Origin of the sequence: Gordonia marina (assembly GCF_052036135.1) — a bacterium.
In the GTDB taxonomy this organism is placed as follows: domain Bacteria; phylum Actinomycetota; class Actinomycetes; order Mycobacteriales; family Mycobacteriaceae; genus Gordonia.
This window is the reverse complement of the sequence record NZ_JBPSDN010000036.1, coordinates 1-26,389: the sequence shown is the minus strand read 5'-3', so window position 1 is coordinate 26,389 and position 26,389 is coordinate 1. Positions and strand designations below refer to the sequence as shown.

General features: G+C 70.4%; 31 protein-coding genes. 15 read left to right on the top strand and 16 right to left on the bottom strand.

Features of this window, described 5'->3' with window-relative positions; translation table 11 throughout:
* Positions 1-8: 8 nt before the first annotated feature.
* Both ACSEEN_RS17870 and ACSEEN_RS17865 read right to left on the bottom strand, forming a co-directional pair.
* A complete protein-coding gene (locus tag ACSEEN_RS17870) occupies positions 9-1,244 on the bottom strand; it encodes a saccharopine dehydrogenase family protein (protein ID WP_440713918.1) in 1,236 nt (411 codons plus the stop codon).
* Between the two features lie 75 nt (positions 1,245-1,319).
* Positions 1,320-2,381, bottom strand: coding sequence for a 2,3-butanediol dehydrogenase (locus ACSEEN_RS17865; protein WP_247867816.1), 1,062 nt, complete (start codon positions 2,379-2,381; stop codon positions 1,320-1,322).
* Between the two features lie 165 nt (positions 2,382-2,546).
* On the opposite strand from ACSEEN_RS17865, the gene ACSEEN_RS17860 reads away from it, so the two are divergent.
* Both ACSEEN_RS17860 and ACSEEN_RS17855 read left to right on the top strand, forming a co-directional pair.
* Complete coding sequence (locus tag ACSEEN_RS17860; RefSeq protein WP_440713917.1) at positions 2,547-3,119, top strand: DUF6328 family protein; 573 nt, start codon at positions 2,547-2,549, stop codon at positions 3,117-3,119.
* A gap of 22 nt (positions 3,120-3,141) precedes the next feature.
* A complete protein-coding gene (locus tag ACSEEN_RS17855; protein ID WP_440713916.1) occupies positions 3,142-3,600 on the top strand; it encodes a hypothetical protein in 459 nt (152 codons plus the stop codon).
* 49 nt (positions 3,601-3,649) lie between these two features.
* Here ACSEEN_RS17855 and ACSEEN_RS17850 read toward each other — a convergent pair whose 3' ends face one another.
* From ACSEEN_RS17850 to ACSEEN_RS17825, 6 genes are all read right to left on the bottom strand, one after another.
* Positions 3,650-4,291 (bottom strand): maleylpyruvate isomerase family mycothiol-dependent enzyme, encoded by a 642-nt coding sequence (locus ACSEEN_RS17850; RefSeq protein ID WP_440713915.1) that lies wholly within the window; start codon positions 4,289-4,291, stop codon positions 3,650-3,652.
* Positions 4,288-4,698: a VOC family protein gene (locus ACSEEN_RS17845; RefSeq protein WP_298444499.1), complete on the bottom strand. Its 411-nt coding sequence runs from the start codon at positions 4,696-4,698 to the stop codon at positions 4,288-4,290. Before ACSEEN_RS17845 ends, ACSEEN_RS17850 begins: the two co-directional genes overlap by 4 nt.
* A 332-nt stretch (positions 4,699-5,030) precedes the next feature.
* The gene (locus ACSEEN_RS17840; protein ID WP_440713914.1) at positions 5,031-5,651 is read right to left on the bottom strand and encodes a LysE family transporter; all 621 of its coding nucleotides are present in this window, start codon (positions 5,649-5,651) and stop codon (positions 5,031-5,033) included.
* 124 nt (positions 5,652-5,775) lie between these two features.
* Complete coding sequence (locus ACSEEN_RS17835) at positions 5,776-6,135, bottom strand: hypothetical protein (protein ID WP_440713913.1); 360 nt, start codon at positions 6,133-6,135, stop codon at positions 5,776-5,778.
* Positions 6,136-6,177: 42 nt separating this feature from the next.
* On the bottom strand, positions 6,178-7,032 hold the full coding sequence (locus ACSEEN_RS17830; protein ID WP_440713912.1) for an aldo/keto reductase: 855 nt from the start codon (positions 7,030-7,032) through the stop codon (positions 6,178-6,180).
* Positions 7,029-7,919, bottom strand: a complete 891-nt coding sequence (locus ACSEEN_RS17825) for a helix-turn-helix domain-containing protein (protein WP_440713911.1) — start codon at positions 7,917-7,919, stop codon at positions 7,029-7,031. The genes ACSEEN_RS17830 and ACSEEN_RS17825 overlap by 4 nt, the downstream gene beginning before the upstream one ends.
* A gap of 109 nt (positions 7,920-8,028) precedes the next feature.
* Between ACSEEN_RS17825 and ACSEEN_RS17820 the strand changes: the two genes are divergently transcribed.
* Positions 8,029-8,598, top strand: a complete 570-nt coding sequence (locus ACSEEN_RS17820; protein ID WP_440713930.1) for a DapH/DapD/GlmU-related protein — start codon at positions 8,029-8,031, stop codon at positions 8,596-8,598.
* On the opposite strand, the gene ACSEEN_RS17815 is transcribed toward ACSEEN_RS17820, so the two are convergent.
* Positions 8,579-9,499 (bottom strand): EamA family transporter, encoded by a 921-nt coding sequence (locus tag ACSEEN_RS17815; protein WP_440713910.1) that lies wholly within the window; start codon positions 9,497-9,499, stop codon positions 8,579-8,581. The two genes, ACSEEN_RS17820 and ACSEEN_RS17815, sit on opposite strands and share 20 nt — an antisense overlap.
* A 69-nt stretch (positions 9,500-9,568) precedes the next feature.
* Here ACSEEN_RS17815 and ACSEEN_RS17810 point away from each other — a divergent pair, with 69 nt between their 5' ends.
* Entirely contained in the window at positions 9,569-10,426 is an 858-nt protein-coding gene (locus ACSEEN_RS17810; protein WP_440713909.1) for a LysR family transcriptional regulator, read from the top strand.
* Positions 10,427-10,428: 2 nt separating this feature from the next.
* On the opposite strand, the gene ACSEEN_RS17805 is transcribed toward ACSEEN_RS17810, so the two are convergent.
* The gene (locus tag ACSEEN_RS17805) at positions 10,429-11,085 is read right to left on the bottom strand and encodes an LGFP repeat-containing protein (RefSeq protein ID WP_440713908.1); all 657 of its coding nucleotides are present in this window, start codon (positions 11,083-11,085) and stop codon (positions 10,429-10,431) included.
* Between the two features lie 274 nt (positions 11,086-11,359).
* Between ACSEEN_RS17805 and ACSEEN_RS17800 the strand changes: the two genes are divergently transcribed.
* The 6 genes from ACSEEN_RS17800 to ACSEEN_RS17775 are packed head-to-tail and all read left to right on the top strand — an operon-like array spanning position 11,360 to position 19,246.
* On the top strand, positions 11,360-11,500 hold the full coding sequence (locus tag ACSEEN_RS17800; protein ID WP_440713907.1) for a potassium-transporting ATPase subunit F: 141 nt from the start codon (positions 11,360-11,362) through the stop codon (positions 11,498-11,500).
* A 2-nt stretch (positions 11,501-11,502) separates the two neighbouring features.
* Positions 11,503-13,269 (top strand): potassium-transporting ATPase subunit KdpA, encoded by a 1,767-nt coding sequence (gene kdpA, locus ACSEEN_RS17795; protein ID WP_440713906.1) that lies wholly within the window; start codon positions 11,503-11,505, stop codon positions 13,267-13,269.
* Complete coding sequence (gene kdpB / locus ACSEEN_RS17790) at positions 13,266-15,365, top strand: potassium-transporting ATPase subunit KdpB (RefSeq protein WP_440713905.1); 2,100 nt, start codon at positions 13,266-13,268, stop codon at positions 15,363-15,365. The genes kdpA and kdpB overlap by 4 nt, the downstream gene beginning before the upstream one ends.
* 6 nt (positions 15,366-15,371) lie before the next feature.
* Positions 15,372-16,001, top strand: coding sequence for a potassium-transporting ATPase subunit C (locus ACSEEN_RS17785; protein WP_440713904.1), 630 nt, complete (start codon positions 15,372-15,374; stop codon positions 15,999-16,001).
* Between the two features lie 9 nt (positions 16,002-16,010).
* Entirely contained in the window at positions 16,011-18,542 is a 2,532-nt protein-coding gene (locus ACSEEN_RS17780) for a sensor histidine kinase (RefSeq protein ID WP_440713903.1), read from the top strand.
* Positions 18,539-19,246, top strand: coding sequence for a response regulator (locus tag ACSEEN_RS17775; RefSeq protein ID WP_283255295.1), 708 nt, complete (start codon positions 18,539-18,541; stop codon positions 19,244-19,246). The genes ACSEEN_RS17780 and ACSEEN_RS17775 overlap by 4 nt, the downstream gene beginning before the upstream one ends.
* A gap of 32 nt (positions 19,247-19,278) precedes the next feature.
* Here the strand turns inward: ACSEEN_RS17775 and ACSEEN_RS17770 are convergent, their stop codons facing one another.
* The gene (locus ACSEEN_RS17770) at positions 19,279-19,710 is read right to left on the bottom strand and encodes a PPOX class F420-dependent oxidoreductase (protein ID WP_298444001.1); all 432 of its coding nucleotides are present in this window, start codon (positions 19,708-19,710) and stop codon (positions 19,279-19,281) included.
* Positions 19,711-19,812: 102 nt separating this feature from the next.
* Here ACSEEN_RS17770 and ACSEEN_RS17765 point away from each other — a divergent pair, with 102 nt between their 5' ends.
* On the top strand, positions 19,813-20,418 hold the full coding sequence (locus ACSEEN_RS17765) for a DNA-3-methyladenine glycosylase I (RefSeq protein ID WP_440713902.1): 606 nt from the start codon (positions 19,813-19,815) through the stop codon (positions 20,416-20,418).
* A gap of 25 nt (positions 20,419-20,443) precedes the next feature.
* Here ACSEEN_RS17765 and ACSEEN_RS17760 read toward each other — a convergent pair whose 3' ends face one another.
* Positions 20,444-20,902 (bottom strand): hypothetical protein, encoded by a 459-nt coding sequence (locus ACSEEN_RS17760; protein WP_247867831.1) that lies wholly within the window; start codon positions 20,900-20,902, stop codon positions 20,444-20,446.
* 105 nt (positions 20,903-21,007) lie between these two features.
* On the opposite strand from ACSEEN_RS17760, the gene ACSEEN_RS17755 reads away from it, so the two are divergent.
* The 4 genes from ACSEEN_RS17755 to ACSEEN_RS17740 are packed head-to-tail and all read left to right on the top strand — an operon-like array spanning position 21,008 to position 24,109.
* Positions 21,008-21,526, top strand: a complete 519-nt coding sequence (locus ACSEEN_RS17755; protein WP_440713901.1) for a hypothetical protein — start codon at positions 21,008-21,010, stop codon at positions 21,524-21,526.
* Between the two features lie 39 nt (positions 21,527-21,565).
* Positions 21,566-22,822, top strand: coding sequence for a flotillin family protein (locus tag ACSEEN_RS17750; RefSeq protein WP_440713900.1), 1,257 nt, complete (start codon positions 21,566-21,568; stop codon positions 22,820-22,822).
* A 10-nt stretch (positions 22,823-22,832) separates the two neighbouring features.
* Positions 22,833-23,045, top strand: a complete 213-nt coding sequence (locus ACSEEN_RS17745) for a TOBE domain-containing protein (RefSeq protein ID WP_247867834.1) — start codon at positions 22,833-22,835, stop codon at positions 23,043-23,045.
* On the top strand, positions 23,042-24,109 hold the full coding sequence (locus ACSEEN_RS17740; protein ID WP_298444008.1) for an oxidoreductase: 1,068 nt from the start codon (positions 23,042-23,044) through the stop codon (positions 24,107-24,109). Before ACSEEN_RS17745 ends, ACSEEN_RS17740 begins: the two co-directional genes overlap by 4 nt.
* A 13-nt stretch (positions 24,110-24,122) precedes the next feature.
* On the opposite strand, the gene ACSEEN_RS17735 is transcribed toward ACSEEN_RS17740, so the two are convergent.
* The 4 genes from ACSEEN_RS17735 to ACSEEN_RS17720 form a co-directional block, all read right to left on the bottom strand.
* Positions 24,123-24,401, bottom strand: a complete 279-nt coding sequence (locus ACSEEN_RS17735) for a DUF6223 family protein (RefSeq protein WP_298444010.1) — start codon at positions 24,399-24,401, stop codon at positions 24,123-24,125.
* 106 nt (positions 24,402-24,507) lie between these two features.
* The gene (locus ACSEEN_RS17730) at positions 24,508-24,657 is read right to left on the bottom strand and encodes a hypothetical protein (protein WP_440713899.1); all 150 of its coding nucleotides are present in this window, start codon (positions 24,655-24,657) and stop codon (positions 24,508-24,510) included.
* Between the two features lie 234 nt (positions 24,658-24,891).
* A complete protein-coding gene (locus tag ACSEEN_RS17725; RefSeq protein ID WP_440713898.1) occupies positions 24,892-25,833 on the bottom strand; it encodes a cutinase family protein in 942 nt (313 codons plus the stop codon).
* Positions 25,834-25,955: 122 nt separating this feature from the next.
* Positions 25,956-26,297, bottom strand: a complete 342-nt coding sequence (locus ACSEEN_RS17720; RefSeq protein ID WP_440713897.1) for a lipoprotein LpqH — start codon at positions 26,295-26,297, stop codon at positions 25,956-25,958.
* Positions 26,298-26,389 lie beyond the last annotated feature (92 nt).

The following is a 26,389-nucleotide window of genomic DNA, read 5'->3' as shown; positions in this document are numbered from 1 at the left end:
TGCGGAGATTACCCGATCGCCCGTCCGGACGACGACGATGCGGCCCCGGCGAGCGCGGCGGTCAAGAGCGACGCCGACAGCGCCGCGCGGTTCTCCGCGGCGGACGCGGACGCCCGTGTCGTCACCGCGACCGCCGACGCGGAAGGCTGTCCGATGCACCGCCGGGCGTAGCGAGTGAAGAACTGCTCGGGGTCGAGCAGTGTCTCCGGCACGTGGACGCCCGGCTTGTTCGCCGCGTGCACGAGCGGGATCGCGGTCGCCAGCGGAACCGCCGTGTTGGTCGCCATGTCGAAGCCGGGCACCTGGGCCAGTCCCACCGCGACCGTGTCGGCGCGGCCGTCGCGCAGTCCGGTGGCGACCGCGAAGATCGGCGGCGGCGTGCCGCGCCGCAGGAGCTGGGCGGGTTCGGTCGGGACGAGGCGTTGCAGCCGGCCCGCCACCGCGGCGGCGGCCTCCGGGGACATCCGGCAGCGGCGGACGGCGGCCCGCAGTACGCGCAGTCCCCCGCCGGTCAGCCGGTCGCAGACCGCGACGTTGATGTTGGTGCGGAGTGCCGGAAACGCGAGATGGCCGGTGACCGCCTCCGGGTGCCCGAACGACAGGCCGCGCACCGGCCCGATGCCCGGATAGTCGAGGTGGACCGGTTGCAGGGCGGGCCGCTCGGTGATCGTGCCGTCGTACAGGTACGGGATCGACCCGGCGATCTCGTGGATACCGTGGCGCAGCGCCGCGGAGGTGCCGCCGTGGTTCTCCGAGTGCGCGGCACCGATGTTCCATCCCGTGACGAGGCCGGTGACGGTGGTGAGATCTCGTCCGGCCAGCAGTCCGAGGAGATTCGCGACGCCGGGGCTGGCGCCCATGCCGATCAGCGCCGTCACACCCGCGTCGCGGGCCGCATCGGTCAGGCCGAGCATGGCCAGTGTCGGATGGGGGTCGTCGCAGACGTCGACGTAGTCCGTGCCAGTGGCGATCGCCGCGCGCAGCACGGCCGGGCCGAACCGGTAGAACGGCCCGGCGGCGTTGGCCACCACGTCGACACCGTCGAGCGCTCCGCGCAGGGCGTCGTCATCGGTCAGATCCAGACCGACGGCGACCGCCCGAGATCGCGCCGGGACCGCCGCGCGGCGTGCGCCGTCGAGGTCGCGATCGGCGACGACGATCCGGTCGATCTCCGCATCGTCCGCCAGCGCGGCGACGATGGCCGCGCCGACCTCCCCCGCCCCACCGAGAACCATCACTCGCATCGCGGACCTCGATTCTGATTGATTGACAGTTAGGTCAATCTATCAGAGAGGTTCGCCGGCCGGGCGGCCGCCGGGTCAGGCGTGCGGGTCCACGATGATCTTGACGTGCTCTTCGTTGTTGTTGATCAGCTGGTCGTAGCCCTTCGAGACCAGTTCGTCGAGCGTGATGCGACCGGTGATGAACGGCGCGAGGTCGATCCGGCCGCTCTGTACGAGGGCGATCGTCGCCGGATGGTCGTTCGCGTAGCCGATGGTGCCGCGCAGATCGATCTCCTTCAGGACGAGACTCGGCATGTCGACGGGCGGCTTGTGGCCCCAGATGGATACGTTGACGATCACACCACCCGGCTTCACGGCGTCGATCAGCATGTCGAGGACCACCGGCACGGAGCTGCATTCGAAGCCGACGTCGGCGCCGCGGCCACCGGTGAGGGCCCGCACCTTCTCGGCGACGTCGCCGTCGCGCGGGTCGAACACCTCATCGGCGACACCGGTCTCGCGGGCCTTCGCCTTGCGCGCATCGGAGAGTTCGGAGATGTAGACCGTCAGGCCCTCCGCCTTGAGCACGGCGGCCGTCAGCAGCCCGATCGGGCCGGCGCCGCCGATGATCGCCGTCTGGCCGGCCGCGGCCCCGGACCGCACGAACGCGTGGTGCCCGACCGACAGCGGTTCGATGAGCGCGGCCTGATCGAGCGGAATGTCGCCGACCGGGTGCACCCAGCGTCGTTCGACGACGATCTTCTCCGACAGTCCCCCACCGCGGCCGCCGAGGCCGATGAAGTTCATGTCCTTGCTCAGCTGGTAGTTCTGGCCGGGACCGGTGTCGACGTCTTCGCCGACGATGTACGGCTCCACCACGACGCTGTCGCCGACCGCGAGGTCGTCGACGCCCGGGCCGAGGGCCGTGACGGTGCCGGAGAACTCGTGGCCGATGGTCACCGGGGCGTCCTCACCGGAGATCGGGTGCGGGTGACCGGCCGGCGGGATGAAGATCGGGCCCTCGAGATATTCGTGGAGATCGGTGCCGCAGATCCCGCACCAGGCCACGTCGATCGCCACGCTGCCCGGCTGGAGAACCGGTTCGTCGATGTCCTCGATGCGGATGTCGTTTCGGTCGTAGTAGCGGGCTGCGCGCATCGGATTCTCCCTCGGTCGCCGAACATGTGGGGCCGACGCTACGGACCGGTGCGCCCGGCGTCGCGGGATGCGGAGGGTTGCATGGGTCGGCTCCGCTCCCCGATGGAATCGCGGAATGCGTGACTATCCTCGGACGGGTAGTCGTACGGAAGTCGGTGGTGCTCGATGGGTCTGCGCTCGACGGTGCGGCGGCTCCGTGCGCGTCCCGATCCCGGCGACCGCGCCGAACGCGAATGGGACGAGCAGGCGCGCGGCGAGACCGCGACGCAGCGGCTCGACCGCAACTGGTCGGTGCTGATCCAGGAATTGCGGGTCCTGCAGACCGGGGTGCAGGTGCTCGCCGGATTCCTCCTGATCGTGCCCTTCCAATCGAGGTTCGACGTCTTGGACGACGCCGGGGTCGCCGTCTACCTGGTGACCGTCGGTGCCGCGCTGCTCGCCGTCGCGTTCCTGCTCGCCCCGATCGCCCTGCACCGGATGCTGTTCCGGCGGCACAGTCTGCGGCGGGTGGTCGCGGTGACGCATCGGGAGACGATGGTCGGTCTCGGCGCCCTCGCGCTCGCTCTCGCCGGTTCGGCGACGCTGGTCGTGCGCGCGGCCACCGCGTCGTGGTGGGCGGCCGCCGCCGCGGGGATCGTTGCCTGCGTGGTCCTCGCCTGGCTGTGGGTCGGTGTTCCGCTCCGTGCCCTGGACTCACTCGAACGTTCCGACCGGGGCGGAGGCCCCGACCAGGAGTGATCCGGCCGTTTACGATCAGCGCATGAAGCCGATGTATCGCCGCAGCACCGCCCGCGTGAGCCTCTCGGCGCTGCCGCCGGAGATCCTGAACGCCGTCACGTCGTGCGGTGAGGCGAACCAGCTGACGATCGCCGCCGACTCACCCGTCTGGGCGACGCACAGCGTGAATCTGCGCAACCGCGCCGACAAGGATCCGGAGAGCGACGTCTACGTGGTGCTCGGCGGCGCCGACCTGGTGATCGTGACCGCCGGTGCGAAGCGCGGCGTGAGCGCACTGACTCTCCCGTTGCGCGAGGCATCGATCTCGGAGGGCTCCCGGTTGCAGCAGCTCGCCGGCCATTCCGAGCCCGGCATCTCGATCACCGGATTCCCCGGCGACAACAATTCGCCGGGGTCGTTCTTCGTCGGCCTCGGCACCGAGCCGGCCGCCGAGGAGTGCGTGCAGCAGTTGGTCGCCGCCGTCACCGCCGCCAAGGCGTAGCGGCGGTGCGCTGATCCTCGGGCGTCTCGGTACCGGCATCCCAGGGGGTTCAGCACCGGCGCCGCAGCCGGTCCAGGCCGGCGCCGGTCAATTCGTCGAGTGCTGTCGTGCGGCCGGCGACGGCCATGACGATCGCCTCGCCGGGCCCGCGGACCTCCGGCCCGAATCCGGCGCTCCACGCCACGTCAGTGGCCCGGAACGACAAGCCGAGGACCCGGCGGTGGGCGCCGATCGGGGGTGCGAAGCGCGCGAAGCCGAGTGCCGGAATCAGCCGATCGGCAGGGATCTCCCGGGGTCGTGACAGGGCTCGCCGGATGTCCTGCTGGTGGATCATCGCATCCAGCAGGGCGACGCGGCACCCGAATCCGGTGGTCAGGCCCCGCGGGTCCAAGTGCGACTCCATGCGTGCGATCAGCCGGTCCGGTTCCCAGTCTCGATACTCGGCCACGCCGGCGTCGTTGACGTCCGACAGCCGGAACCGATGCCGCCCGAAGCGCCGCAGCACCGCGGGCGTCGTCAGCTCCTCGAAACTCAGCACATGGGCGACGACGTCGTGCACGGTCCACCCGGCGCAAAGCGACGGCTTCCGCCAGTCCCCCGCCGGCAACTCGCGCAGGAACCGCGCGAACGACTCGCGCTCGCGATAGGCGAGATCGCGCACACTGAACACGCTGCGTCGCCCGGCGGTCACGACCGGTCCGGGCCGGGAAACTCGGTGAGGCTCAAGGTGTTGCCGTCCGGGTCGTGAAACCACGCGACCTGGGCGCCACCGGGAGCGTTCCAGATCCCGGACCCGTCCTGATCGATGCCCGGATAGCGGGCCATTTCGACACCCCGGGCCGAGAGTGCCGCGACGGCCTCGGTGATGTCGTCGACCCGCCAGCCGAGCACCGTGAACGGCGGTGGCCGGTGCTCGTCGACCTTCTGAATCCGCAGCATGGTGCCTGCGGCGTCGAAGACGAGCGCGAAACCGTCATCGGATACCAGTCGTAGCCCGAGTGTCGCCCGGTAGAACTCCCGAGCGCGTTCGGGCTCGGTCGTCGCCAGGAACGCGATGATGTCGGCTGCGCCAAGACCGTCGTGCTGCGAGGTCGTCATGCACACGAGCCTACGACTCCCCGGCGCTGTGGTCGGGGCTGTTCGAGTCGCTTGCCGAGGCTCGCCGACGGCAGTAGGTCATCGCGCGATGACCTGTGCGCCTGTGCGATTCGGGTGACGATGCGCTGGCGCGTGCCCTGTCGCGCTGTGGAGCCGAGGTCGGCCCCGCTGGCGTTCTTCCGTGAACCCGCCGGATCTGGACCGTACTGGCGCTACTTGAACCGCACCGTCCAGATTCGCCAGCACGGTCCAGATCCGCCAGTACAGGTCGAGGGGGCGGCATGATCACGCCTTGGTGGCCTCGCTCGGCACGGCGCGCTCTAGTGGCCTAGTCACACCACGACCAGCAGGATACCGACGCCGATGAACAGCAGTCCGAAGATCCAGCCCAGGACGCGCCGCCCGGAGTCGGTGGAGGCGAAGCGCGCGAACGACTTCCCCACCACGGCGAAGAACAGCCACATCACCAGCACGTCGACCACCACGATCGTCAGGCCGATGATGGTGTATTGCAGCAGCAGGTCGCGTTCGGGCCGGACGAAGCCGGGGATGAACGCCAGCAGGAAGACGATCGCCTTCGGGTTGAGCAGGTTGACCCACATTCCGCGCACGAACATCGACCGCGGGGTGGCCGGGCCCGCCTTGAAGTCGACCTCGGCGGCCGGCCGGCGGCCGTCGAGGATCTGCTGGATACCCAGGTACATCAGGTACGCCGCGCCGCAATATCGGATCACCGCGAACGCGGTCGGCGAACCGGCGATCACCAGGCCCAGCCCGGCCGCGACGATCACCAACTGGATGAGCAACGCGGTCTGTTGCCCGAGGATCCCCCAGATGGCCCGGCGGATCCCGACGCGCAGGGCGTTGTTCATGGTGTTCACCGCGCCGGCACCGGGGGTGAAGCTGATCAGCAGGCACGCTGACAACAGAGCCAGCCAGGTGGAGTACGACATTCTGCCCGTGAGCTTACGGATCCGGAGAGCCACGAGAGAACCGCCGGATCGGCGCTGACCTTCACGGGGCGGCGGTCAGCCGCTCCCCCGCCCGGCCGGCCGGGCGCTCAGTGTGGGCCGCCGGTCAGCGGCGGTGCGGGGTCAGGGTGATCGAGCCGATCACCGCACCGCCGAGATACGCCGGGCCGTGGTATCCGCCGTGGCCGTCGCTGATCAGGATCACGCGATGGCCCGGGAACAGGTCGACGTAGCCACCGGTGCGCGTCGGATGAATCGGGTAGCGCCCGATCAGCACCAGGTCGTGGCCCTCGACGCGCGCGTCCCGCTGGAGCAGGATCACGCCCGACGACGACGTCGTGGAGGTGTAGGTACCGGGTTTGACGTCGGCCGACGCCGGACCGGCGACGCCGAACACCGCGGCGGCGCCGACGGCTGCGGCGATCGATACGGTACGCAGGGCTGTGTGGCGCAGGTGTGCGGACATCGTCTGGTCCTCTCCGCTCGGGCCTCCGATGCTACGCCCGTATCACCTGCCGCTGTAGACCGGAAAAACGGCGTGCTCGCCGTAGTCGGTCGCGTCCAGCGCGCGCAGCGCCGCCATGTCGTCGTCGCCGATCACGAAGTCGACCTGGGCGTCGGCGCGCATGTGGTCCGGGTTCGACGTCTTCGGCAGTGACACCGTGCCGAGCTGGATGGTGTACCGGATGCACAGTTGCGGGACGCTCACCCCGTACTTGTCGGCGATCGCGGCCAGCAGCGGGCTGCCGAGGACCGCACCATGCGCGATCGGCGAATACGCCTCGACGACGATGCCGGTGTCCGCGCAGTAGTCGATCAGCCCGGACGGCGTGTTGCCGGCGTGCACGAGGATCTGATTCACGTGCGGCCGCGTGCCGCCGCCGGCGGCCAGGCTCTCCAGGTCGGCCCGCAGGAAGTTCGAGACGCCGATGGCGCGCAGCTTCCCCGCGTCATACGCCTCCTCGAGTGCGCGCCACGCCTGCCGGTTGCCGTCGGCGTAGTCGCCGCCGCGGAAGTCGTTCCACGGCTGCGGCGAGTGGATCAGCATGAGGTCGACGTAGTCGAGGCCCAGCATGGCGAGAGAACCGTCGATCGCGGCGACGGCACCGTCGTAGTCCTTGATCTCGGCGGCGAGTTTGGTCGAGAGGAAGACCTCCTCGCGGGGCACATCGGCGGAGCGGACTCCCTCGCCCACTCCTCGTTCGTTGCCGTACGCCTGCGCGGTGTCGATGTTGCGGTACCCGATCTCGATCGCGTCGCGCACCGCCCGGGCCGCGGCGTCGTCGTCGATGAACCAGGTGCCGAGGCCGAGCTTGGGGATCGGCACGCCGTTCGACAGGGTGTAGGTCTCGGTCAGAATCATCGCTGCGGTAGCTCCTCGGAGTCGGTGGTGTGGCGCGGGTGGTCGGTGGCCGCCCAGCTGGCGAGGAGCTGCATGCGCTCCGCGCTCGGCGAGCCGGGTTCGGCGGTGTAGATCGTGATGGTGAGTCCCGGCTCGGCCTCCATCGCCATGCCCTCGTAGGCCAGGGTCATCTCGCCCACGATGTGGTGCCGGAAGGTCTTGAACCCCGAACCGTGGTGGCGGACGTCGTGCGCGCCCCACAGCCTGCGGAACTCGACGCTGCGGGTGGAGAGCTCGCCGATCAGGTCGTGCAGGTCCTTGTTGTGCGGGTCGCGCCCGGCCTCGGTGCGCAGGATCGCGACGGTGATCCCGGCGAACGACTCCCAGTCCGGGTAGAACTCCCGGGCCCGCTCGTCGAGAAAAGTGAAGCGGGCGATGTTCGGCGGCGTTCCGGGCATGTCGTACACGTGGCGGTAGAAGGCGCGGGCCAGCGGGTTGGCGGCCACGATGTCCATCCGGCCGTTCCGGACGAAGGCGGGGCCGCCGGTGACGGCGTCGAGCACCCACCGCAATCCGGGATGCGGTGTCCACGACGCCGGGCCGCGCCGCTTCGGCGGGCGGGCGACCGGGCCGGCGGCGTGCGCGAGGTCGAACAGATGGGCGCGTTCGGCGTCATCGAGCAGCAATGCCCGGGCCAGGGCGTCGAGCACCTCCGGCGACGCCCCGCTGATCGCCCCGCGTTCGAGCTTGGTGTAGTACTCGACGCTCACCCCGGCGAGCGCCGCGACCTCGCTGCGGCGCAGGCCGGGGACCCGGCGATTGGTGCCGACCGGCAGGCCGACCGCGGCGGGCTGGACCCGGGCGCGGCGCGTCGTGAGGAACTCGCGGACCTCGGCTCGGTTGTCCATGGACTCCACGGTAGGCGCGGCCGCGGGGTCGAGGGAGTCTCTGCCGGTACCCGTCCCGAGAAGGTCTCCCGGGCCGCGGCCGGCACGTCGTACGGTCGGCGGCATGATGATGAGTGACGACGAATTCCGCGCGCAGATGGACGCCGGACGGGCCGCCGTACCGGGCACGGATCTCGCGCGGAAGATGAACGACCTCGCCGACGAGGCGATCGCCCTCTGCATGGAACTCAACACCCGCTATACGACGCCGGACGAGCGGGTGGCGATCATGTCACGGATCACCGGCCGCACCGTGCCCGGCTCCTTCCGCCTGTTCCCGCCGTTCACGACCGACTGCGGCAAGAACCTCCGGATCGGCGAGCGGGTCTTCGTCAACAGCGGTTGCCGGCTCCAGGACCAGGGCGGCATCACGCTCGGTGACGACGTCCTGCTCGGCCACAACGTGGTGATCGCGACGCTCAACCACGCCCTGGATCCCGCCGAACGCGCCACCACCGAGCCGCGGCCGGTGACGATCGGGAACAGCGTCTGGATCGGCGCGAACGCCACGATCCTGCCCGGTGTCACGATCGGTGACGGCGCCGTCGTCGCCGCGGGGGCCGTCGTCACCCGCGACGTGGCGCCGAAGACGATCGTCGGCGGGGTGCCCGCCCGGCCGATCAGGGAACTCGACGTCTGACCGCGGAGGCGGCCGAGACCGCCGCGCTGCTGGCGACGATGAGCAGGATACCGATCCACTCGTGCAGCGCGAGGGCCTGACCGAGCACGATCCAGCCGGCGAGCGCGGCGAGCACCGGATTGACCGAGGTGAAGATCCCGAACATCGACGTCGGGACGCGGCGCAGTGCGAGCGCGTCGACGGCGTACGGGATGATCGAGGCCAGCACACAGCAGGCCGCCGCGAGCAGCACCGCGTGCAGGGTCGGCGGGTGGTAGGCGAACCAGGCCACCGCGATCGGCAGCCACAGCCCGGCGGTGATCGCGGAGGCGAGCGCGGTGCCGTGCAGGCCGGGGAGCTGCCGGCCGAGCGAGCGGTTCAGCAGGATGTACGACGCCCAGGCCGCCGCCGCGACCAGCGCGAGGCTGATGCCGAGGACGTCGGTGGCCGGACCGGGGCTGGTCAGCACCAGGACCCCGACGGCGGCCACGCATGCGCACCCGAGGTCCAGGGCCCGGCGTGAACCGGCGATCGCCACGGTCAACGGGCCGACGAACTCGAGGGTCATCGCCAGCCCGAGACCGATCCGCTCGATCGAGGCGTACAGCGACAGGTTCATCACGGCGAACACCAGGCCGAGACCGAGGACCGGCAACCACTGACTTCTCGTCAGCGCCCGGAATCGGGGCCGCACCAACGGAACCAGCACGAGCGCGGTGAGCATCTGGCGGACCGCCACCACCCCGACCGGGCCGATCGCTGGAAACGCGAGCGCACCGACCGCGGCGCCGGTCTGCGCGGAGGCGGCGCTACCCAGCATCATCGCGATCCCGGCCGCCTGTCCGGACGGATCGGCGCGCACCGCGGCTTCCGGCACCGCCGGTCCGGCGGCCGGGGCGACGACATCGTGGGACTGGGTCATGCGTCTCACGCTAGGACCCGGTCCGTGATTCTCCTAGTGCATATATCGTCACTGCCATACGCTTAGGTTATGGATTGGACGTTGCGTGAACTGCGCGTGTTCGTGACCGCCGCCGAGCTCGGGTCCTTCACCGACGCGGCCAGCGAACTGCACGTCTCGCAGGCCGCCGTCTCGCGCACCATCGCCGCGCTCGAGCGCGGTGTCGGCGCCCAGCTGCTGCGCCGCATCCCGCGCGGGTGCGAGCCGACGGTCATCGGCAGGCAGATGCTTCCGCAGGCCCGGCGGGTCCTCGCCGAGGCCACCCGGTTCGACGAGTTCCTGCAGACCCGGCACTCGGTGCTCCGCCTGGGCTACGCGTGGGCCGCGCTCGGCCGGCACACCACTCCCCTGCAACGCCGGTGGGTGCGGGAGCAGCCGACCATCGCCCTCGAACTGGTCCGGTACAACTCACCGACCGCCGGCCTCGCCGAAGGCCTGTGCGACGTCGCCGTGGTGCGCCGCGAGGTCGACGACCGCCGCTTCGAGTCGGTCGTCGTCGGTCTGGAACGGCGCCTGGCCGCGTTCGCCGCCGACGACCCCGAATGGACCCGCCGACGGCAACTGCGCATGGCCGAGATCGCCGAGCGCACCGTCATCACCGACTCGCGCGTCGGCACCACCACCGAGGCCCTCTGGCTCGGACACGGGCGGGCGCCGACCATCGTCGAATCGGCGGACGTCGACACCTGGCTCGACGCGATCGCGGCCGGCCGCGGGGTCGGCACGACGGCCGAGGCGACCGCCGAGCATCATCCGCGGCCGGGCGTCGTCTACCGGCCGGTGAAGGACGGCCCGCGGATCTCCGTGCGGCTGGCCTGGTGGCGCGACGCCCGCCCGAAAGGTCTCGCCGCCCTCATCGACACCGTGACCGGCCTCTACGGGCAGTAGGGCTACAGGCCGCTGGGCACGTCCTTGCCGTTGACCACCACGGTGACCTTGCCGGTCTTGGTGTCGTAGGTGACCTTGCCGTGCTCGAAGGTCGAGACCTTCAGGTGGCCCTCGGTCTGCTCGTCGCTGGTGGCGATGCCGAGCGGCCCGGCCGAACCGTTGGAGCCGCCGGTCTTCACCGGCACGCCCTCGGCGTCGCGCTCGACGTTCCAGGCATCCCGGATCTTGCCCCAGGTGATGTACGCCGGGGTGCCCGGGTCGTCGTTCTTCGCGGTGATCACACCGCCCTGGAACTGCTGGAACACCACGCCGCTGTCGCGCTTCTCGGCATTGTGGTCACCCGTCAGCGGCTTGCCGAGGTCCTTCTTCTGGGCCTCGGTCGCCGACGAGTACTTGACCGCGATCGGGCCGGTGAGGGTCACCTCGACGTCGCGCTCCCCGGTGAGCGTCACCGAATCGGCCGCCGCGGAGGTCGACGTCGCCGCCGACGCGCTCGTGTCGGACGCCGCCGGGCTCTCCGCCGCCGAGGTGGCGGTGACCGAAGCGGTCGTGGTCGCCGATGCGTCGTCCTTCTTGTCGCTGCTGCAGCCCGCGGCCGTCAGGGCCAGAACGGCGAGACCGGCGACGAGGGCCGTGCGACGGTAGGTGAACTTCCTCATGGGGTTCCTCTCGGGATTGTCGGGTCGGGCCGTGACCGCACTGTGGCGGAGAACACGCCCCGCCTGACTGTAACCGCCCGTGACAGGATCGTCGGTGACAGGAGTGTGTCAAAGAGCGGTCGACGGGCGTATGGATCCCGTTAAGACCCCTGGCGCACCGCCTCTCCGGCGACGAGCGTGACTGATCGGCGGCGGCACCGTGCCTCCGCGCAGGAGGTCACGACGAGATGGCGGATGTGGTGATGATCGTCGTCGCACTGGCGGCGACGGGCGGGTGTCTGCTCGCGATACGCGGACTCGACGACGGGTCCGGCCGGTGACCGCCGCCGGCTTCGTGACGGTCGCCTTGCTGCTGGTCGCCGCGGGCACCGCGGGCTATCTGCTGGTGGCGCTCATCAGCCCGAACCGGTTCTGACGATGAACGACACCGTCGCCGGTCTCCTCCAAGTGGCCGCGGTCCTGGTGGTGCTCGCCGTGGCCTATGTGCCGCTCGGCGACTACATGGCCGCCGTCTACCGTTCGCGCCGGCACTCCGCGCCCGAACGGATCCTCTACCGACTCGCCCGCGTCGACCCGGCCTCCGGCCAGACCTGGCGGGCCTACGCGGGCAGCGTTCTCGCGTTCTCGCTCGTCTCGATCCTTCTCCTCTACGCGCTGCAGCGATGGCAGGGTGTGCTCGGCGGCAACGGGCACAAGCCCGGAATCCCGCCGGCGATGGCGCTGAACACCGCGATCTCGTTCGTCACCAACACCAACTGGCAGTCGTACTCGCCGGAGACGACGATGGGCAATCTGACGCAGCTGCTCGGTCTGACGGTCGCGAACTTCCTGTCCGCGGCGGTCGGGATGGCGGTCGCGGTCGCCCTGATCCGCGGCCTGATCGCGCGGTCACGGACGGGGGTGCTGGGCAACTTCTGGGTCGACCTGGTTCGCGGCACCCTCCGTGTCCTCGTGCCGCTCGCGGTACTGATCGCGCTGATCCTGGTCGCGCAGGGCGCCGTGCAGTCGTGGCACTCGAGCGTCGACTACACGGTGCTCGACGGTCGGACCGTGCACAGTCCGATCGGCCCGTTCGCCGGCCAGGAGGCGATCAAGGTGCTGGGTACCAACGGCGGCGGGACGCTCGCCGCGAATTCGGCGCACCCGTTCTCCAATCCGACCCCGCTGACCAACGTCGTTCAGATCGCCGCCCTGCTGCTGATCCCGGTGTGCCTGACGCGCACCTACAGCACACTGGTCGGCGACCGCCGCCAGGGCCTCACCCTACTGGCGGTCATGGCGGTGATCTGGGGATCGATGCTGGCGGTCGCCTGGTCCCTGCAGACGCGCCCGACCGGACTGGCCTCGGCGGCGGCCGGGGCGAACCTCGAGGGCACCGAGCTGCGTTTCGGGATCCCGGGCACGGCGCTGTTCGCGGTCAGTACCACCGGCACCTCCACGGGCGCCGTCAACGCCGCCCACGACAGCCTCGCGGCCGGCGCCGGTGGTGCCGCACTGGCGAACATGCTGCTCGGCGAGGTCGCTCCCGGCGGGGTCGGTTCCGGTCTGTACGGGATCCTCGTCCTCGCACTGATCACCGTGTTCATCGGCGGGCTCCTGGTCGGCCGGACCCCGGAATTCCTCGGGAAGAAGGTGGCCCGGCGCGAGATCACCCTGGCGATGCTGTACGTCCTCGTGATGCCGGTGCTGGTGCTGACCGGCACGTCGATCGCGATCATCCTGTCGTCGACCACCGGGGCCATGATCGATCCGGGGCCGCCCGGGACGCCCGAGGCCATCCACGGTTTCAGCCAGGTCCTGTACGCGTACGCGTCGGCGGCCAACAACAACGGCAGCGCCTTCGGTGGATTGACGGTCACCAGCGACTGGTTCCAGCTGTCCCTCGGCCTCGCCATGTTCTTCGGACGCTTCCTGCCGATCATCCTGGTGCTGGCCCTGGCCGGATCGCTGGCGAACCAGCGTCCGCGCGGCGGCGAATCGGGCGCCGCGGACGCTTCGGTCGTCGCCTCCGGCGGGGCGGCCCTCGCCGGCGCCGCGCACGCACCGGCCGACGCCGACAGCGGGATCCTGCCCACGCACGGCGTCCTCTTCGGGGCGCTGCTGCTCGGCACCACCGTGCTGGTCGCCGGACTCACCTTCTTCCCGGCGCTGACGCTGGGCCCGATCGCGGAGGCGATGCTGTGAACCACCTCGATGACGCCACCGAGACCGGTCTGGTCCGGCGCGGCACCTTCGACACGCGGCAACTGGCCGCGGCGCTGCCCCAGGCGCTGACCAAGCTGACTCCTCGGGAGCAGGCGCGCAACCCGGTGATGTTCGTCGTGTATCTCGGGGCGACGATCGCCACCGCGCTCGCCCTCTGGCATCCCGGCGTCTTCGCGTGGCTGGTGGTCGCCTGGCTCTGGTTCACCGTGATCTTCGCCGGGCTGGCCGAGGCCGTCGCGGAAGGCCGCGGCCGCGCGCAGGCGGACAGTCTGCGCAAGGTGAAACGCGACACCGTCGCCCGCCTGCTCGGCGACGACGGCGACCTCGTCGACGTTCCCGGTTCGCAGCTCCGCGTCGGCGACCGGATCGTCGTCGAGGCCGGCGAGGTGATCGCGGGCGACGGTGACGTCGTCGAGGGCATCGCCACCGTCGACGAATCGGCGATCACCGGCGAGTCGGCGCCGGTCGTGCGCGAATCCGGGGGCGACCGGTCGGCGGTCACCGGCGGCACCGTGGTGCTGTCGGACCGGATCGTCGTGCGGATCACCGCCGAGCCCGGGCAGACGTTCGTCGACCGGATGATCGCCCTGGTCGAGGGTTCGGCCCGGCAGAAGACACCGAACGAGATCGCCCTGCAGATCCTGCTGACCGCGCTCACTCTCGTCTTCCTCCTGGCCGTGGTCGCCACCGGTGCCATGCAGCAGTACACCGGCGCGGCGGCCGACCCGCTGAAACTCATCGCGCTCCTGGTCTGCCTGATCCCGACCACGATCGGCGCCCTGCTGTCGGCCATCGGCATCGCGGGCATGGACCGGCTGGTGCAGCGCAACGTGCTTGCGATGAGCGGCCGCGCCGTGGAAGCCGCCGGTGACATCGACACGCTCCTGATGGACAAGACCGGCACGATCACCTTCGGCAACCGCCGGGCGACGGCCCTGCACCCGGCGCCCGGAGTCGAGGCCGCAGACCTCGCGCGCCTCGCGTACCGGTGCAGCCTCGCCGACGACACCCCCGAGGGCCGCAGCATCCTCGACCTCGCCGTGGAGCGCTACGAGGTGATCCCGCTGCCCGCCGACGAACTCGCCGCGGCCCGGTCCGGGGCGGACCCGCGCTACCGGGTGGTGCCGTTCACCGCGACCACCCGGATGAGCGGCATGGATGTGGCCGGGACCGACCCGCAGGAACTGCGGAAAGGCGCCGCCGACGCCGTGCAGCGGTGGGTGGAGAGCACCGGCGGTGAGATCGATCCCGAGATCGGCGCCACGGTCGCCACGATCTCGCAGGCCGGCGGCACCCCGCTGATCGTCGGCGCGGCACCCGCCGGACGGCCGGCCCGGGTGCTCGGCGTGATCGAACTGTCCGACGTCGTCAAACCCGGGATGGCCGAGCGGTTCGCGCAGTTGCGCGCCATGGGCATCCGCACGGTGATGATCACCGGCGACAACCCGCTCACCGCGCGGGCGATCGCCGCGACCGCCGGGGTCGACGACTTCGTCGCCCAGGCCACCCCGGAGGACAAGCTCGCGCTGATCCGCGCCGAACAGGCCCACGGCAGGCTGGTGGCGATGACCGGCGACGGCACCAACGACGCGCCGGCCCTGGCCCAGGCCGACGTCGGGGTCGCGATGAACACCGGCACCGCGGCCGCGAAAGAGGCAGGCAACATGGTCGACCTCGACTCGGATCCGACCAAACTCATCGAGGTGGTCGCGATCGGGAAGCAACTGCTGATCACCCGCGGCGCGCTGACCACCTTCTCGCTGGCCAACGACCTCGCCAAGTACTTCGCGATCCTGCCCGCCCTGTTCGCCGCCGTCTACCCGCAACTCGGCGCCCTGAACGTCATGCACCTGCATTCGGCGGCCTCCGCGATCACCTCGGCGGTGATCTTCAACGCCCTGATCATCGTGGCGCTGATCCCGCTGTCGCTGCGCGGTGTGCGATACCGGGCCGGGTCGGCGTCGCGGCTGCTGGGGCGCAATCTGCTCGTCTTCGGTCTCGGTGGGGTCGTGACACCGTTCGTCGGCATCACGCTCATCGACCTCGTGGTCCGTCTGCTTCCGGGAATGGGGTGATCGACGATGAAGAACCTCCTGCGGGGATTCGTCCGGCAATTCGGTGCGGGCGCGATCGTGCTCGTGATGTTCACCGCGGTGCTCGGGCTCGGCTATCCGGCGTCGGTCTGGGTGCTCTCCCGGGCGACGGCCCACACCGCCGAGGGCTCCGTCCTCCACGACTCCGCCGGTTGTCCCGCCGGGTCGTCGCTCATCGGCGTCGATCCGCAACCGCCGGCCGGCGTCCCGGACGGCTATCTCCACGGCCGCCCGTCCGTCGATCCGTCGGCCTCGGGACCGAGCAACCTCGGGACCAACAGCACCCGCCTGCGCGCGACGATTGTCCAGCGGCGCGGCGCGATCGCCCGCCGGGAGGGTGTGGACCCGTCGCGCGTGCCCGCCGATGCGGTGACCGGATCCGGGTCCGGACTCGACCCGGACATCTCACCGGCGTACGCCGCGCTCCAGGTGCCGCGCCTGGCCCGTGTCCTCCGGATGGACCCGCGCCGCGTCCAGGAGATCATCGACCGGCACACCCGCGGGCGCCAGTGGGGCTTCCTCGGGGAGCCGCGGGTCGACGTGCTCGGGGTCAATCTGGCGCTCGGGCACCGCGCGCCGGACTGCGCGGCGCAGCATGGCCGGACCGGCGCCCGATAGGCTCGGCGAATGGACGACGATCCGGTGACCCGGGGTCAGTTCGAGGTCTTCCTCGGCTGCGCCCCGGGCGTCGGTAAGACCTTCGAGATGCTCGAACGCGCGCAGACCCTGCGCGCCGAGGGCGTCGACGTCGTGGTCGGCATCGTCGAATCGCACGGTCGCCCGGCGACCGCCGCGATGGCCGAGGGCCTCGAGGCCGTGCCGCGGCGCCGCATGCGGTACCGCGGCACCGTCCTGGAGGAACTCGATCTCGACGCCGTCCTGGCCCGGCGGCCCGCCGTCGTCCTGGTCGACGAACTCGCGCACACCAACGCGCCGGGCCTGCGCAACGGCAAACGGTGGCAGGACATCGACGTGCTTCTCGACGCCGGGATCGACGTCCTGTCGACGGTCAACATCCAGCACCTGGAAAGCCTCAACGATGTGGTCGCCGAGATCACCGGTGCGCCGCAGCGCGAGACCGTGCCGGACGTCGTGGTGCGGCGCGCCGACCAGATCGAGCTGGTCGACATCGAGCCGGCCGCCCTCCGCCGCAGGCTGGCCGAGGGGAAGGTGTACGGACCGGTCCGCGCGGAGGGCGCGCTCGCGAACTTCTTCCGGCAGGGCAATCTCACCGCCCTGCGTGAGCTGGCTCTGCTCTGGCTGGCCGACCGGGTCGACGAGAAGCTCGCCGACTACCGGGCGGCCAATGCCATCACCGACACGTGGGAGGCCCGCGAGCGTGTCGTGGTCGCGGTGACCGGCGGGCCGGAATCCTCGGACCTGATTCGCCGGGCCCGCCGCATCGCCTCGCGGGCCAGCGCGGAACTGCTGGTCGTGCGGGTGGTCCGCGGCGACGGCCTGGCCGACCCGGTCGTCGATCCCGATGCGCTGCGCCGCCTCTCGCACGACTGCGGCGCGGTGTTCACCACGGTCGTCGGCGACGACGTTCCGGCGACGCTGCTCGACTACGCGCGGGCGGTCAACGCCACCCAGCTGGTCCTCGGGACGTCCCGGCGCTCCCGCTGGCGACGGCTGCTCGACGAGGGTGTCGCCGCCGGGGTGGTGCGCGACAGCGGACGCATCGACGTTCACATGGTGACGCACTCCGAGTCGTCCAGGTCGCCCCTCGACATCCGGCACACGCGCCTGCATCGCCCGTTGAGCTGGGTGTTCGCCCTGGTCGTTCCGGCGCTGGTCGCCGCGTTTCTGGTGCCGCTGGACGCGCACCTCGGCTTGTCGAGCAAGTCGTCGCTGTTCCTCGTCGGTGTGCTGGCCGTCGCCCTGCTCGGCGGCATCGGCCCGGCCGCGTTGTCGGCCGTCGTCTCGGGTCTGCTCCTGAACTTCCTCTACACCGGGCCGCGATACACGCTGACCGTGTCGAGCCCGGACAATCTGATCACCATCATCGTGATGATCGTCGTCGCGATCGCGGTCGCGGGCCTGGTCGATTCGGCGACGGTGCGGCGCCGGGAGGCCGCGCTGGCCGGCCGCGACGCCGAACTGCTGTCGATGTTCTCCGGGGCCGTGCTCGACGGTGCGGGCGTGACCGACCTGCTCGGCCGGGTCCGCGACGTCTATCAGCAGGAGTCGGTCGCCGCCGCACGGGCGGTCGCCGGTGAACTCGTGGTGCAGGCGTCCGTCGGGACGGCGCCACCGCGCTCGAGCGACGAGGCCACCACCGTCTGCGAGGCCTCCGGCGGGACCTACGCGCTGCTGCTTCGCGGACCGGAGACGGGTCCGCGGGAACGCCGCGTGCTCGGCGCAGTCGCCAGCCAGGTGGCGGCGGCGCTGGAGCGTGACCGCCTCACCGCGGAGGCCGCCGACGCGGACGAGCTCGCCCGCACCGATGAACTGCGGCGGGCCCTGCTGACCGCCGTGAGTCACGACCTGCGCACCCCGCTCGCCGCGGCGAAAGCCGCGGTGAGCAGCCTGCGCAGCCCCGATCTCACGTTCGGTCCGGACGACACCGCGGAGTTGCTCGCGACGACCGAGGAGTCCGTCGACCAGCTCACCGCACTCGTCGGCAATCTCCTGGACTCCTCTCGCCTCGCGGCCGGTGTCGTCCATCCGGTGCTGCGGCGGACCTACCTGCCGGAGGTGGTGCACCGGGTCATCGCGGCGGCGGACCGGGCCGACCGCATCGCGCAGGTGCGGTTCGGCTGCGCGTGGGCCTGCACCGACGCCGGACTCCTGGAACGGGTCCTCGCGAATCTCGTCGCGAACGCGCTGGGACACACCGCGGGCCCGGTCGAGCTGAGCACGTCGACGGTGGCCGAGCGCGACGGCGGCATCCGCTGCCGGCTGGCGGTGATCGATCACGGGCCGGGAATGCCGGCCGCCGGCCGCGGCCGCGTCTTTCAGCCGTTCCACCAGTACGGGGATCAGCGCTCCCCGGGCTCCGGGGTCGGGCTCGGACTGGCTGTCGCCGCCGGGTTCGTGTCCGCGGTCGGTGGCACCCTGGAAGCGACCGGGACACCGGGCGGCGGGACGACGATGATCGTCGAGCTGCCGGTCGGATCGGACGCACCGGCCGACGCGGCCGACGAGGAGGCGACGTGACATCCGCACCTGCCGACGTGGGGCGCGTCCTCGTCGTCGACGACGAACCGCAGTTGCTGCGGGCGCTCCGGATCAATCTGCGTGCCCGCGGATTCGACGTGATCACCGCCGATACCGGAGCCGGTGCGCTGAAGGCGGCCGCGCGATCGGCGCCCGACGCGGTCGTCCTCGATCTCGGCCTTCCCGACATGGACGGATTCGAGGTCCTGGCCGGTCTCCGCGGCTGGACGGCGGTCCCGGTGATCGTGCTGTCGGCGCGCAGTGACGCGTCGGACAAGGTCTCGGCGCTCGATGCGGGCGCCGACGACTACGTGACCAAGCCGTTCGGGATGGAGGAGTTCGTCGCCCGGCTGCGGGCGGCGATCCGCCGGGGCAGCGCGGTGGTCGCCGCGCCGACGCCGTCACCGGTCGTCGAGGCCGGCGACGTCTCGATCGACCTGGTGGCCAAGCGGGTCACCCGCGGCGGCGCGCCGGTCCGGTTGACCCCCACCGAGTGGGGCGTCCTGGAACTGCTGGTCCGGCATTCCGGCCGGCTGGTGACCCAGCGCGAGATCCTGACCGCCGTGTGGGGTCCGGCGTACATCGAGCAGACGAACTACCTGCGCGTCTACCTCGCGGGGCTGCGGCGAAAACTCGAGGAGGACCCGTCCCGTCCCCGGCATCTGCTGACCGAACCGGGCATGGGCTACCGCTTCGAGCCGTGACCGGCGGTGCCGTCGCGGGATCCGGGGCCTGGTCAGCGCAGTTTCTCGCCGTACACGCGGTCGACGTGGATCACCGCGAGGACGCGACGGTCGTCGACCATCGCCTGGCGGAACTCGGCCCAGTCCGGGTGCTCTCCCGCCCCGAGCCGGTAGTACTCGACGAGCGCGTCGACCTCGGGCGCGTCCGGATCGGTGGCCGGTCCGAGCAGTTCGACGGGCCCCTCCGCGGTCGCCCAGGTGTAGCCGTCGGGGCTGGTGAACTCGATCGCCGCCTTCGGTTCGCGGCGGAGATTCCGGGTCTTGGCCCGGCCGTCGGTCATCGAGATCAGAATGGTGTCCGCGTCGCGGTGGTAGACCGCGGTCACCGGCGAGAGCTGCGGGAATCCGTTGCGTTTGAGGGTGGCGAGGATGCCGATGGAGGTCTGGGCGATCAGGTCACGGGGGTCGTACTCGATGTCGGTCACGGTTCCATCCGTACCAGGGATGCGGCGCGCCGTCCGGGGTTGTCGCAGGGACGCCCTATAGTCGAACACACGAACGAATAGCAGAGAGGCGGGTGAGGCATCATGGACCTCTACATCGCACCGGACGGCGACCACCGATGCGGCTGGGCCGCCGACGGGCCGGGCATGCTCGAATACCACGACACCGAGTGGGGCTTTCCCGTCGCCGACGACCGCCGGCTGTTCGAGAAGGTCAGCCTCGAGGGCTTTCAGTCCGGGCTGAGCTGGCGCACCATCCTGAACAAACGGCCGGCGTTCCGGGAGGCCTTCGCCGGCTTCGATCCGGAGCGGGTCGCCCGGTTCACCGACGACGACGTCACGCGCCTCCTCGGCGACGCGCGCATCGTCCGGCACCGCGGGAAGATCGAGGCGGTGATCAACAACGCCGGGCGGGCCATCGACCTGGCCGAGGAGGCCGGCTCGCTGGCCGCGTACTTCTGGCGCTTCGAACTGCCCGCCGGTGAGGTCGCGACTCCGCAGACGATGAGCACCTCGCCGTCGTCGATCGCGATGGCCAAGGACCTGAAGAAGCGGGGCTGGCGCTTCGTGGGGCCGACCACGGCGTTCGCGTTCATGCAGGCGATGGGCCTGGTGAACGATCACGCCGCGGGCTGCCAGACACGAGAGGCGGTGACCGCCGCGCGCGCGGACTTCGTGCGGCCCGGGTAGCTCGCCGGAGCGGGCCCGGGGCGGTTCAGCGCGGCAGGGTGACCAGCTCGGTGCCGGTCCCGGCCCCGGCGAACAGCACCCACTGGCGCGGTCCGCCGCCGACGGTGATCACCGAGTGCGCGACGGTGTGCTGGTCCACCCAGAGGCTCGGGTAGGTGGACAGGTCACCCCGTTCCGTAGCCGGCAGCGCCTTGAGGAGCTGCGGCATCTGTGCGTCGTCGTCCATCAGCCAGAGCCACGCCTCCGGATGGTCGTCGTGCAGCCGCGTGGCGATGGTGACGATCTGCTGATCGGTGAGCTTCGGCGAGACCAGGAAGTACTGGCGCAGCAGACCCTGCCGGCTGGTGAACTCGCCGATCGGCGTCACCGATCCGCTGCCCCGGTCCTGGGTGTCGCCGCCGGAACCGCAGGCGCTCGCCAGCAGACCGGTCACGACGAGCAGTGTGAGCAGGATCGACCGTCCGGCGGTCAGGCGGCGCCTCATGCGCCACAGCGTAGCCGCCCGGCGCTGTGACGGGCGCTATCGCGGCCTATGGGACAATGACGGCAGGCGACAACGAACCACTGGCGACGACGACGGGAAGGTCACGTGCTCGGAATCATCCTGCTGACCATCGGCGGCGTCGGCCTGGTCCTCACTCTCATCTCCCTCATCGGCGCCGACCTCGGTCATGTCGGCTTCGACCTCGGCGACTCCGGGATCGGCTGCATGTCGATCGCCATGCCGTTCGCGACCGGCTTCGGTCTCCTGGCCGGAGGGCTCCTGGTCTTCGGCGACACGTCCACGGGGGTGTCGCTCCTGACCGGAGCGCTGGCCGGGCTGGTGCTGTCCGTGGCGGCCGGGGTGATCACCCGGTGGCTGTGGCGGGCCGGCGAAGAACTGCCCGAGGTGGACATCATCGGCAACTCGGCGCGCATCGTGGAGCCGGTCACCCGGGGCCGCTTCGGCACCGCCGAGGTCACCACCGCGCTCGGTTCCCAGCACGTCACGGTGACCGCCGACGGCGACTTCCCGCACAACGCGAAGGTCCGCGTCGTCGGGAAGATGGACGACCGCGACGCCTACTTCGTGGAGCAGCTCCCCTATTCCGATTTCGACGCGTACTAGCGACGACACCGTTTCCTGACGAAAGGAACACCCACCACCATGTCCACGATCCTGATCGCCGTGATCATCGCGGTCGTTCTCCTGGTCCTCATCGTTCTGCTGCTGCTCTCCCGCTATCGGGTGCCGGGCGCCGAGGAGGCGTTCATCGTCACCGGTACCGGCAAGGGGCACCAGGGCAAGGTCTACCGCGGCACCGGCACGTTCATGCTGCCGGTGGTGCAGCGTGCCACCCGCGTGCAGCTGTCGTCGATCAAGGCCGACCTGGACACCTCGACCCCGGCCAACGACGGCATCGAGCTCAAGGTGCGCGGCGTGGCCGTGGTGAAGGTCGGCGACACGCCGGAGGCCATCCTCAAGGCGGGCCCGCGCTTCGGCGACGACCTGAACCGCGTCAAGGCGCTGGTCACCGAGCAGCTGTCCGGTGAGCTGCGCTCGATCGTCGGCACCATGACCGCCAAGAGCATCCTGGTCGACCGCCAGGCGCTGGTGGACCAGGTGGCGCAGTCCATCAAGGAGATCCTGGGCAATCAGGGTCTGCTGCTCGACAGCTTCTCCATCAACGACGTCCAGGACTCCGACGGCCAGTACTTCAGCGACCTGGCGGCGAAGGAGCGCTCGGATCAGGCGGCGGTCGCCGCGCAGTCGCGTGCCGAGGCGCACCGGGTGGCCGAGCAGAGCCGGATCGCCAACGAGCAGGCCATCATCGAGCAGCAGCGGGAACTCGACATCCAGCGCGAGGCCGCCCGCCAGGCGACCGATCGCGCCGCCGCCGAGGCCGATTCGGTCCGCCCGCTGGTCGAGGCCGAGCGTCGCCGCATCCAGGTGGAGAAGGACAACGAGGTCGCCGAGCAGCAGGCCCGCCTGCGCGACACCCAGCTCGACGCCGAGGTGCGCCGCCCGGCCGAGGCCGAGCTCTACGCCGCGCAGCAGCGTGCCGCCGCCCGCAAGGCGGAGATCGTCGCCGAGGCCGAGGCCCGCGCCGAGGGCATCCGGATCACCGGTGAGGCCGAGGCCGACGCCCTGGAGAAGCGCGCCGAGGCCCTCGGCAAGCTCGACTCGGTCGGTCAGCTGGAACTGGTCCTCGGCAAGTTGCCGGAGATCGTCCGGGCCGGTGCCGAACCGCTCGCCGACGCGTCGATCACGCTGATCGGCGACGATGTCAGCCCGCTCACCCGCAGCGCGGGCTCGGGTCTGGCCAGCAGCCTGGAACTGATCCGGGGCACCACCGGTCTCGACGTCGCCGGGCTGCTCAGCAAGCTGGGCAGCGAGAACCAGCGCACCGAGTCCGACTCGTAGGGAGAACACCATGCGACTGTCCACCCGCAATCAGCTGACCGGCACCATCGTCGAGGTGAATCTCGGCGCGGTGATGGCGACCGTCAAGGTCCGCCTCGACGGCGGCGACCAGATCATCACCTCCTCGATCACCAAGGACGCCGCGGAGGACCTCGGCCTGGCCGTCGGCCAGCCGGCGACCGTGCTGATCAAGTCCACCGAAGTCACCATCGGCGTCGAGTGAGCCTCGGCGACCCGCTGACCTTCGCCCACGGACCGGCCTGGCGTGACCGCCTCGCCCTGGCACCGCTCACCAATCTGCAGAGCGGGCCCGACGGGGTGCTGTCCGACGACGAGTACGCCTGGCTGGTGCGTCGCGGCGAGGGCGGCTTCGGCCTGGTGATGACCTGCGCGGCCTATGTCCGCGACGACGGCCACACCTTCCCCGGACAGCTCGGTGCCGCCGGCCCGCAACACTTGGCGGGCCTGACCCGGCTTGCCGACGGCATCCGGGCGACCGGCGCGGTGTCGTCGATCCAGCTGCAGCACGGCGGCCGTCGCGCCGACGGTGCGCTCGGCCCGGTCGTCGCGCCGTGGGATGACCCCGCCAAGGGCGCCACCGCCCTGACCACCGGCGGCGTCGAGCAGGTGGTGGCCGACTTCGCGGCGGCCGCCGCCCTGGCCGAACGCGCCGGATTCGACGGCGCCGAGATCCACGGCGCGCACGGCTACCTGCTCGCCCAGTTCCTGGATGCGCGCAACAACCAGCGCACCGATCGCTACGGCGGAAGCGCCGAGAACCGGCGCCGGGTGATTCTCGAGGTGATCGACGCCGTCCGCGGCGCCACCGGTCCCGATTTCCAGCTCGGTCTGCGGCTGTCGCCCGAGCGCTACGGGATTCCGCTCGGCGATGCCGTCGCGCTGGCCCGCGACGTGCTCGGCGCGGCCCGGATCGACTATCTGGACCTGTCGCTCTGGGACGCCTTCAAGGCGCCCGCCGAGCCCGAGTACGCCGGCACCACCCTGCTGTCGCATTTCACGCGGCTGCCGCGGGGCGACGTGCGGCTCGGCGCGGCGGGCAAGATCCTGTCCGCCGCCGACGCGGCCGCGATCACCGCGCGGGGCGCCGACTTCGCGCTGATCGGGACCGCGGCGATCATCCACCACGATTTCGCGGCCCGCGCGCTCGCCGATCCGGGGTTCGTCTCCGACCCGCAGCCGGTCTCGGCGCAGCGCCTGTGCGACGAATCCGTCGGCCCGGCGTTCCTCGAGTACCTCTCGACCGGCTGGGACGACTTCGTCGCCTGACCGGGCCCGCCGGTCAGGCGGGACCGAATCCGAAGCTGAGCGCCACCAGCACGACCCCGATGATCACCCCGATGATCCCGGTGACGATCGCGATGTGTGCCGCGCCGAGGTACGTGCTCTGGCCGGACCGGGTGATCTTCTCCCGGCTGAGGAAGCCGAGAACGATGGCCACCAGCCCGACGAACGGCGCGACGATCGGAATCCAGAACAGCGCGACCGAGGCGATGCCGAGGATTACCGCGACGGTGGCGAGATTGCGGTTGGCGACGGCGGTGGACGAATCTGCGGTCATGGGATGTTCCCCCCCTGTGGGACTACCGGGTGATATTTCGGGTACGAGACTAGCGGCGTGCCGCGACCCCGGTCCCGGTTTCGGTCCCGCCCGGCGTAATCGGCCGCTATCGGGCGGTGGCCAGGATGCCGGGGATCTCGGCGATACCGGCAAGAAACCACCTGGCCGACACGATGACCTCGGAGAACCTGCAGAGCATCCTGGTGTCGATCCAGGCCACGCTGATCGCCTCGGCGATGGCTGTCGCCGTCGGCACCTGGGCGGCGCCGGCCGCCCGCTCGGCGCTGCCGAAGCTGCGGGCAATCCTCGACGCCGCCTATCACGTCCCGGTGGCCGTGACCTCGGTGGTGATCGGCATGGCCGTCTTACCGGGCAGTCCCCGTTGCGCGGCCGGCGGCAGTGAATCCCGTCGTCGCAGCGCCTGCGGGAAGGAGTCGTCGGATACCTGTGATTCTCGTTGCGGCTGCGCGCCGGATGGTGTCGCGGCTCATCATCGTGCGCTGGCGGCGAGCTTGCGCGCTGACCAAGCAGCGAGACTCGTTGCCGTCTGGTCTCCGTCCTCCGCCGGGTGCAGGTACAACTTGTGGACGTGGCTGTGGCTCGCAGCGTGCATATCGCCCTGATGGTCGCAAATCAGATCCTCGAAAATGCATGTCGAGACAACCGGCGAGGCATTCGAGACGTGATCTCGGCGGCCGAGGACGCCCTGCGCCGGCCGGGCGTCGTCGGCGGCCTTCAGACCGAGGCGGGCGCGCATGTTCGGATCGTCCAGTCGGAGGTTCGGATCACTGATCTGGGCCTCGGTGAGCAGAAGGTTTCCTTGCCCCCGCGTTTGCACGATTCCGAACTCGGTCGCCTGCGGGGCCGTGCTGTTGTACGCAGGATCGGCAAGCAGGATTGTGCCCTTGAGCCGACTGGGGCCACCGAGGCCGCCTTCCCCCTTCTGGATCGTCTGCGTTAGGTCACCGGCGATGTGCGCACCCTGCGAGTAGCCGACCAGGATCACTTTGACGCCCGCGCAGTCGGCGATCTTGTTTCGCACCCAGTCGAAGGCTCGACCGTAGCCTTCGTCCTTGCTGCCTTTGTACGCGGAGTTCTCGTAGTTGTGCTTCGTCTGATGGGTCTCGTAGAGCCAATCGACACCGTCGGCGGAGTAGCTGAGGTGGTCCGCATCGAACTTCATGCCGGTGCCGCGGAGCGCTTCCACCGTGTTCCAGACCTCCTCGCCGTAGAGACTGGGTCCGTCGGTGGCGCCGGGGTTTCGTTCGGCACCCTGCTTGGATCCGGGTATACCGAGCAAGGCCACGTTGTCGGTCGGACAGTTCTCGGCGGACGCGACACCCCCGCCGACGGCGATCACGCCGGAAACGCCGAGAACGAGGGCAACCCCGGCTGTGACGAGGCGGGCGCGGATGGTTTGCGCGGCGGACATGGTCGACTCCTGGCAAATCGGTTGAACGGTACTGCGGAAACTATCGCCCGAGTGGAATCCTTCGATACCCCACGAGCGCCAGTAGGCGCGAAGTTCGTCCATTCGGATGAATCTCGGATTCCCTACCCGTGGCCCGGCGTCGCCTTTGGATTTTCAGACGAGTCGTCTGGCTCCCACGCCCCGGGCTTCAGGCTGCCATATGTCGAGCAGGCGAATTCGAGGGTGAAGGGCTTGTCGACGAGTTCATTACTACCGTTCACCTGACTGTTCGCGCTATCGATTCCTCGTACTGTGCCAGTCAACGTCCAGTGCCAGCCGTCAGTCTTGACTGTCGCTTGGCCGTAGTCGGTGCCCTCGAGCGACTCCTTGGGCTCAAGGATAGTTCCGGACCCACCCAAACCCTTCACTGCTGCCCAATAGGACGAAGTTTGAACCGCACTGGGTCTGGTGGAGGCTCTGGTCATTTGATTTCAACCAGGGCCTGGGTGCCCTGCTGGGTAGCGTAGAACCTCCCTTCGAACTCGGTGGGCGGGAGGTCGTCGAGGTAGCCGTGTAG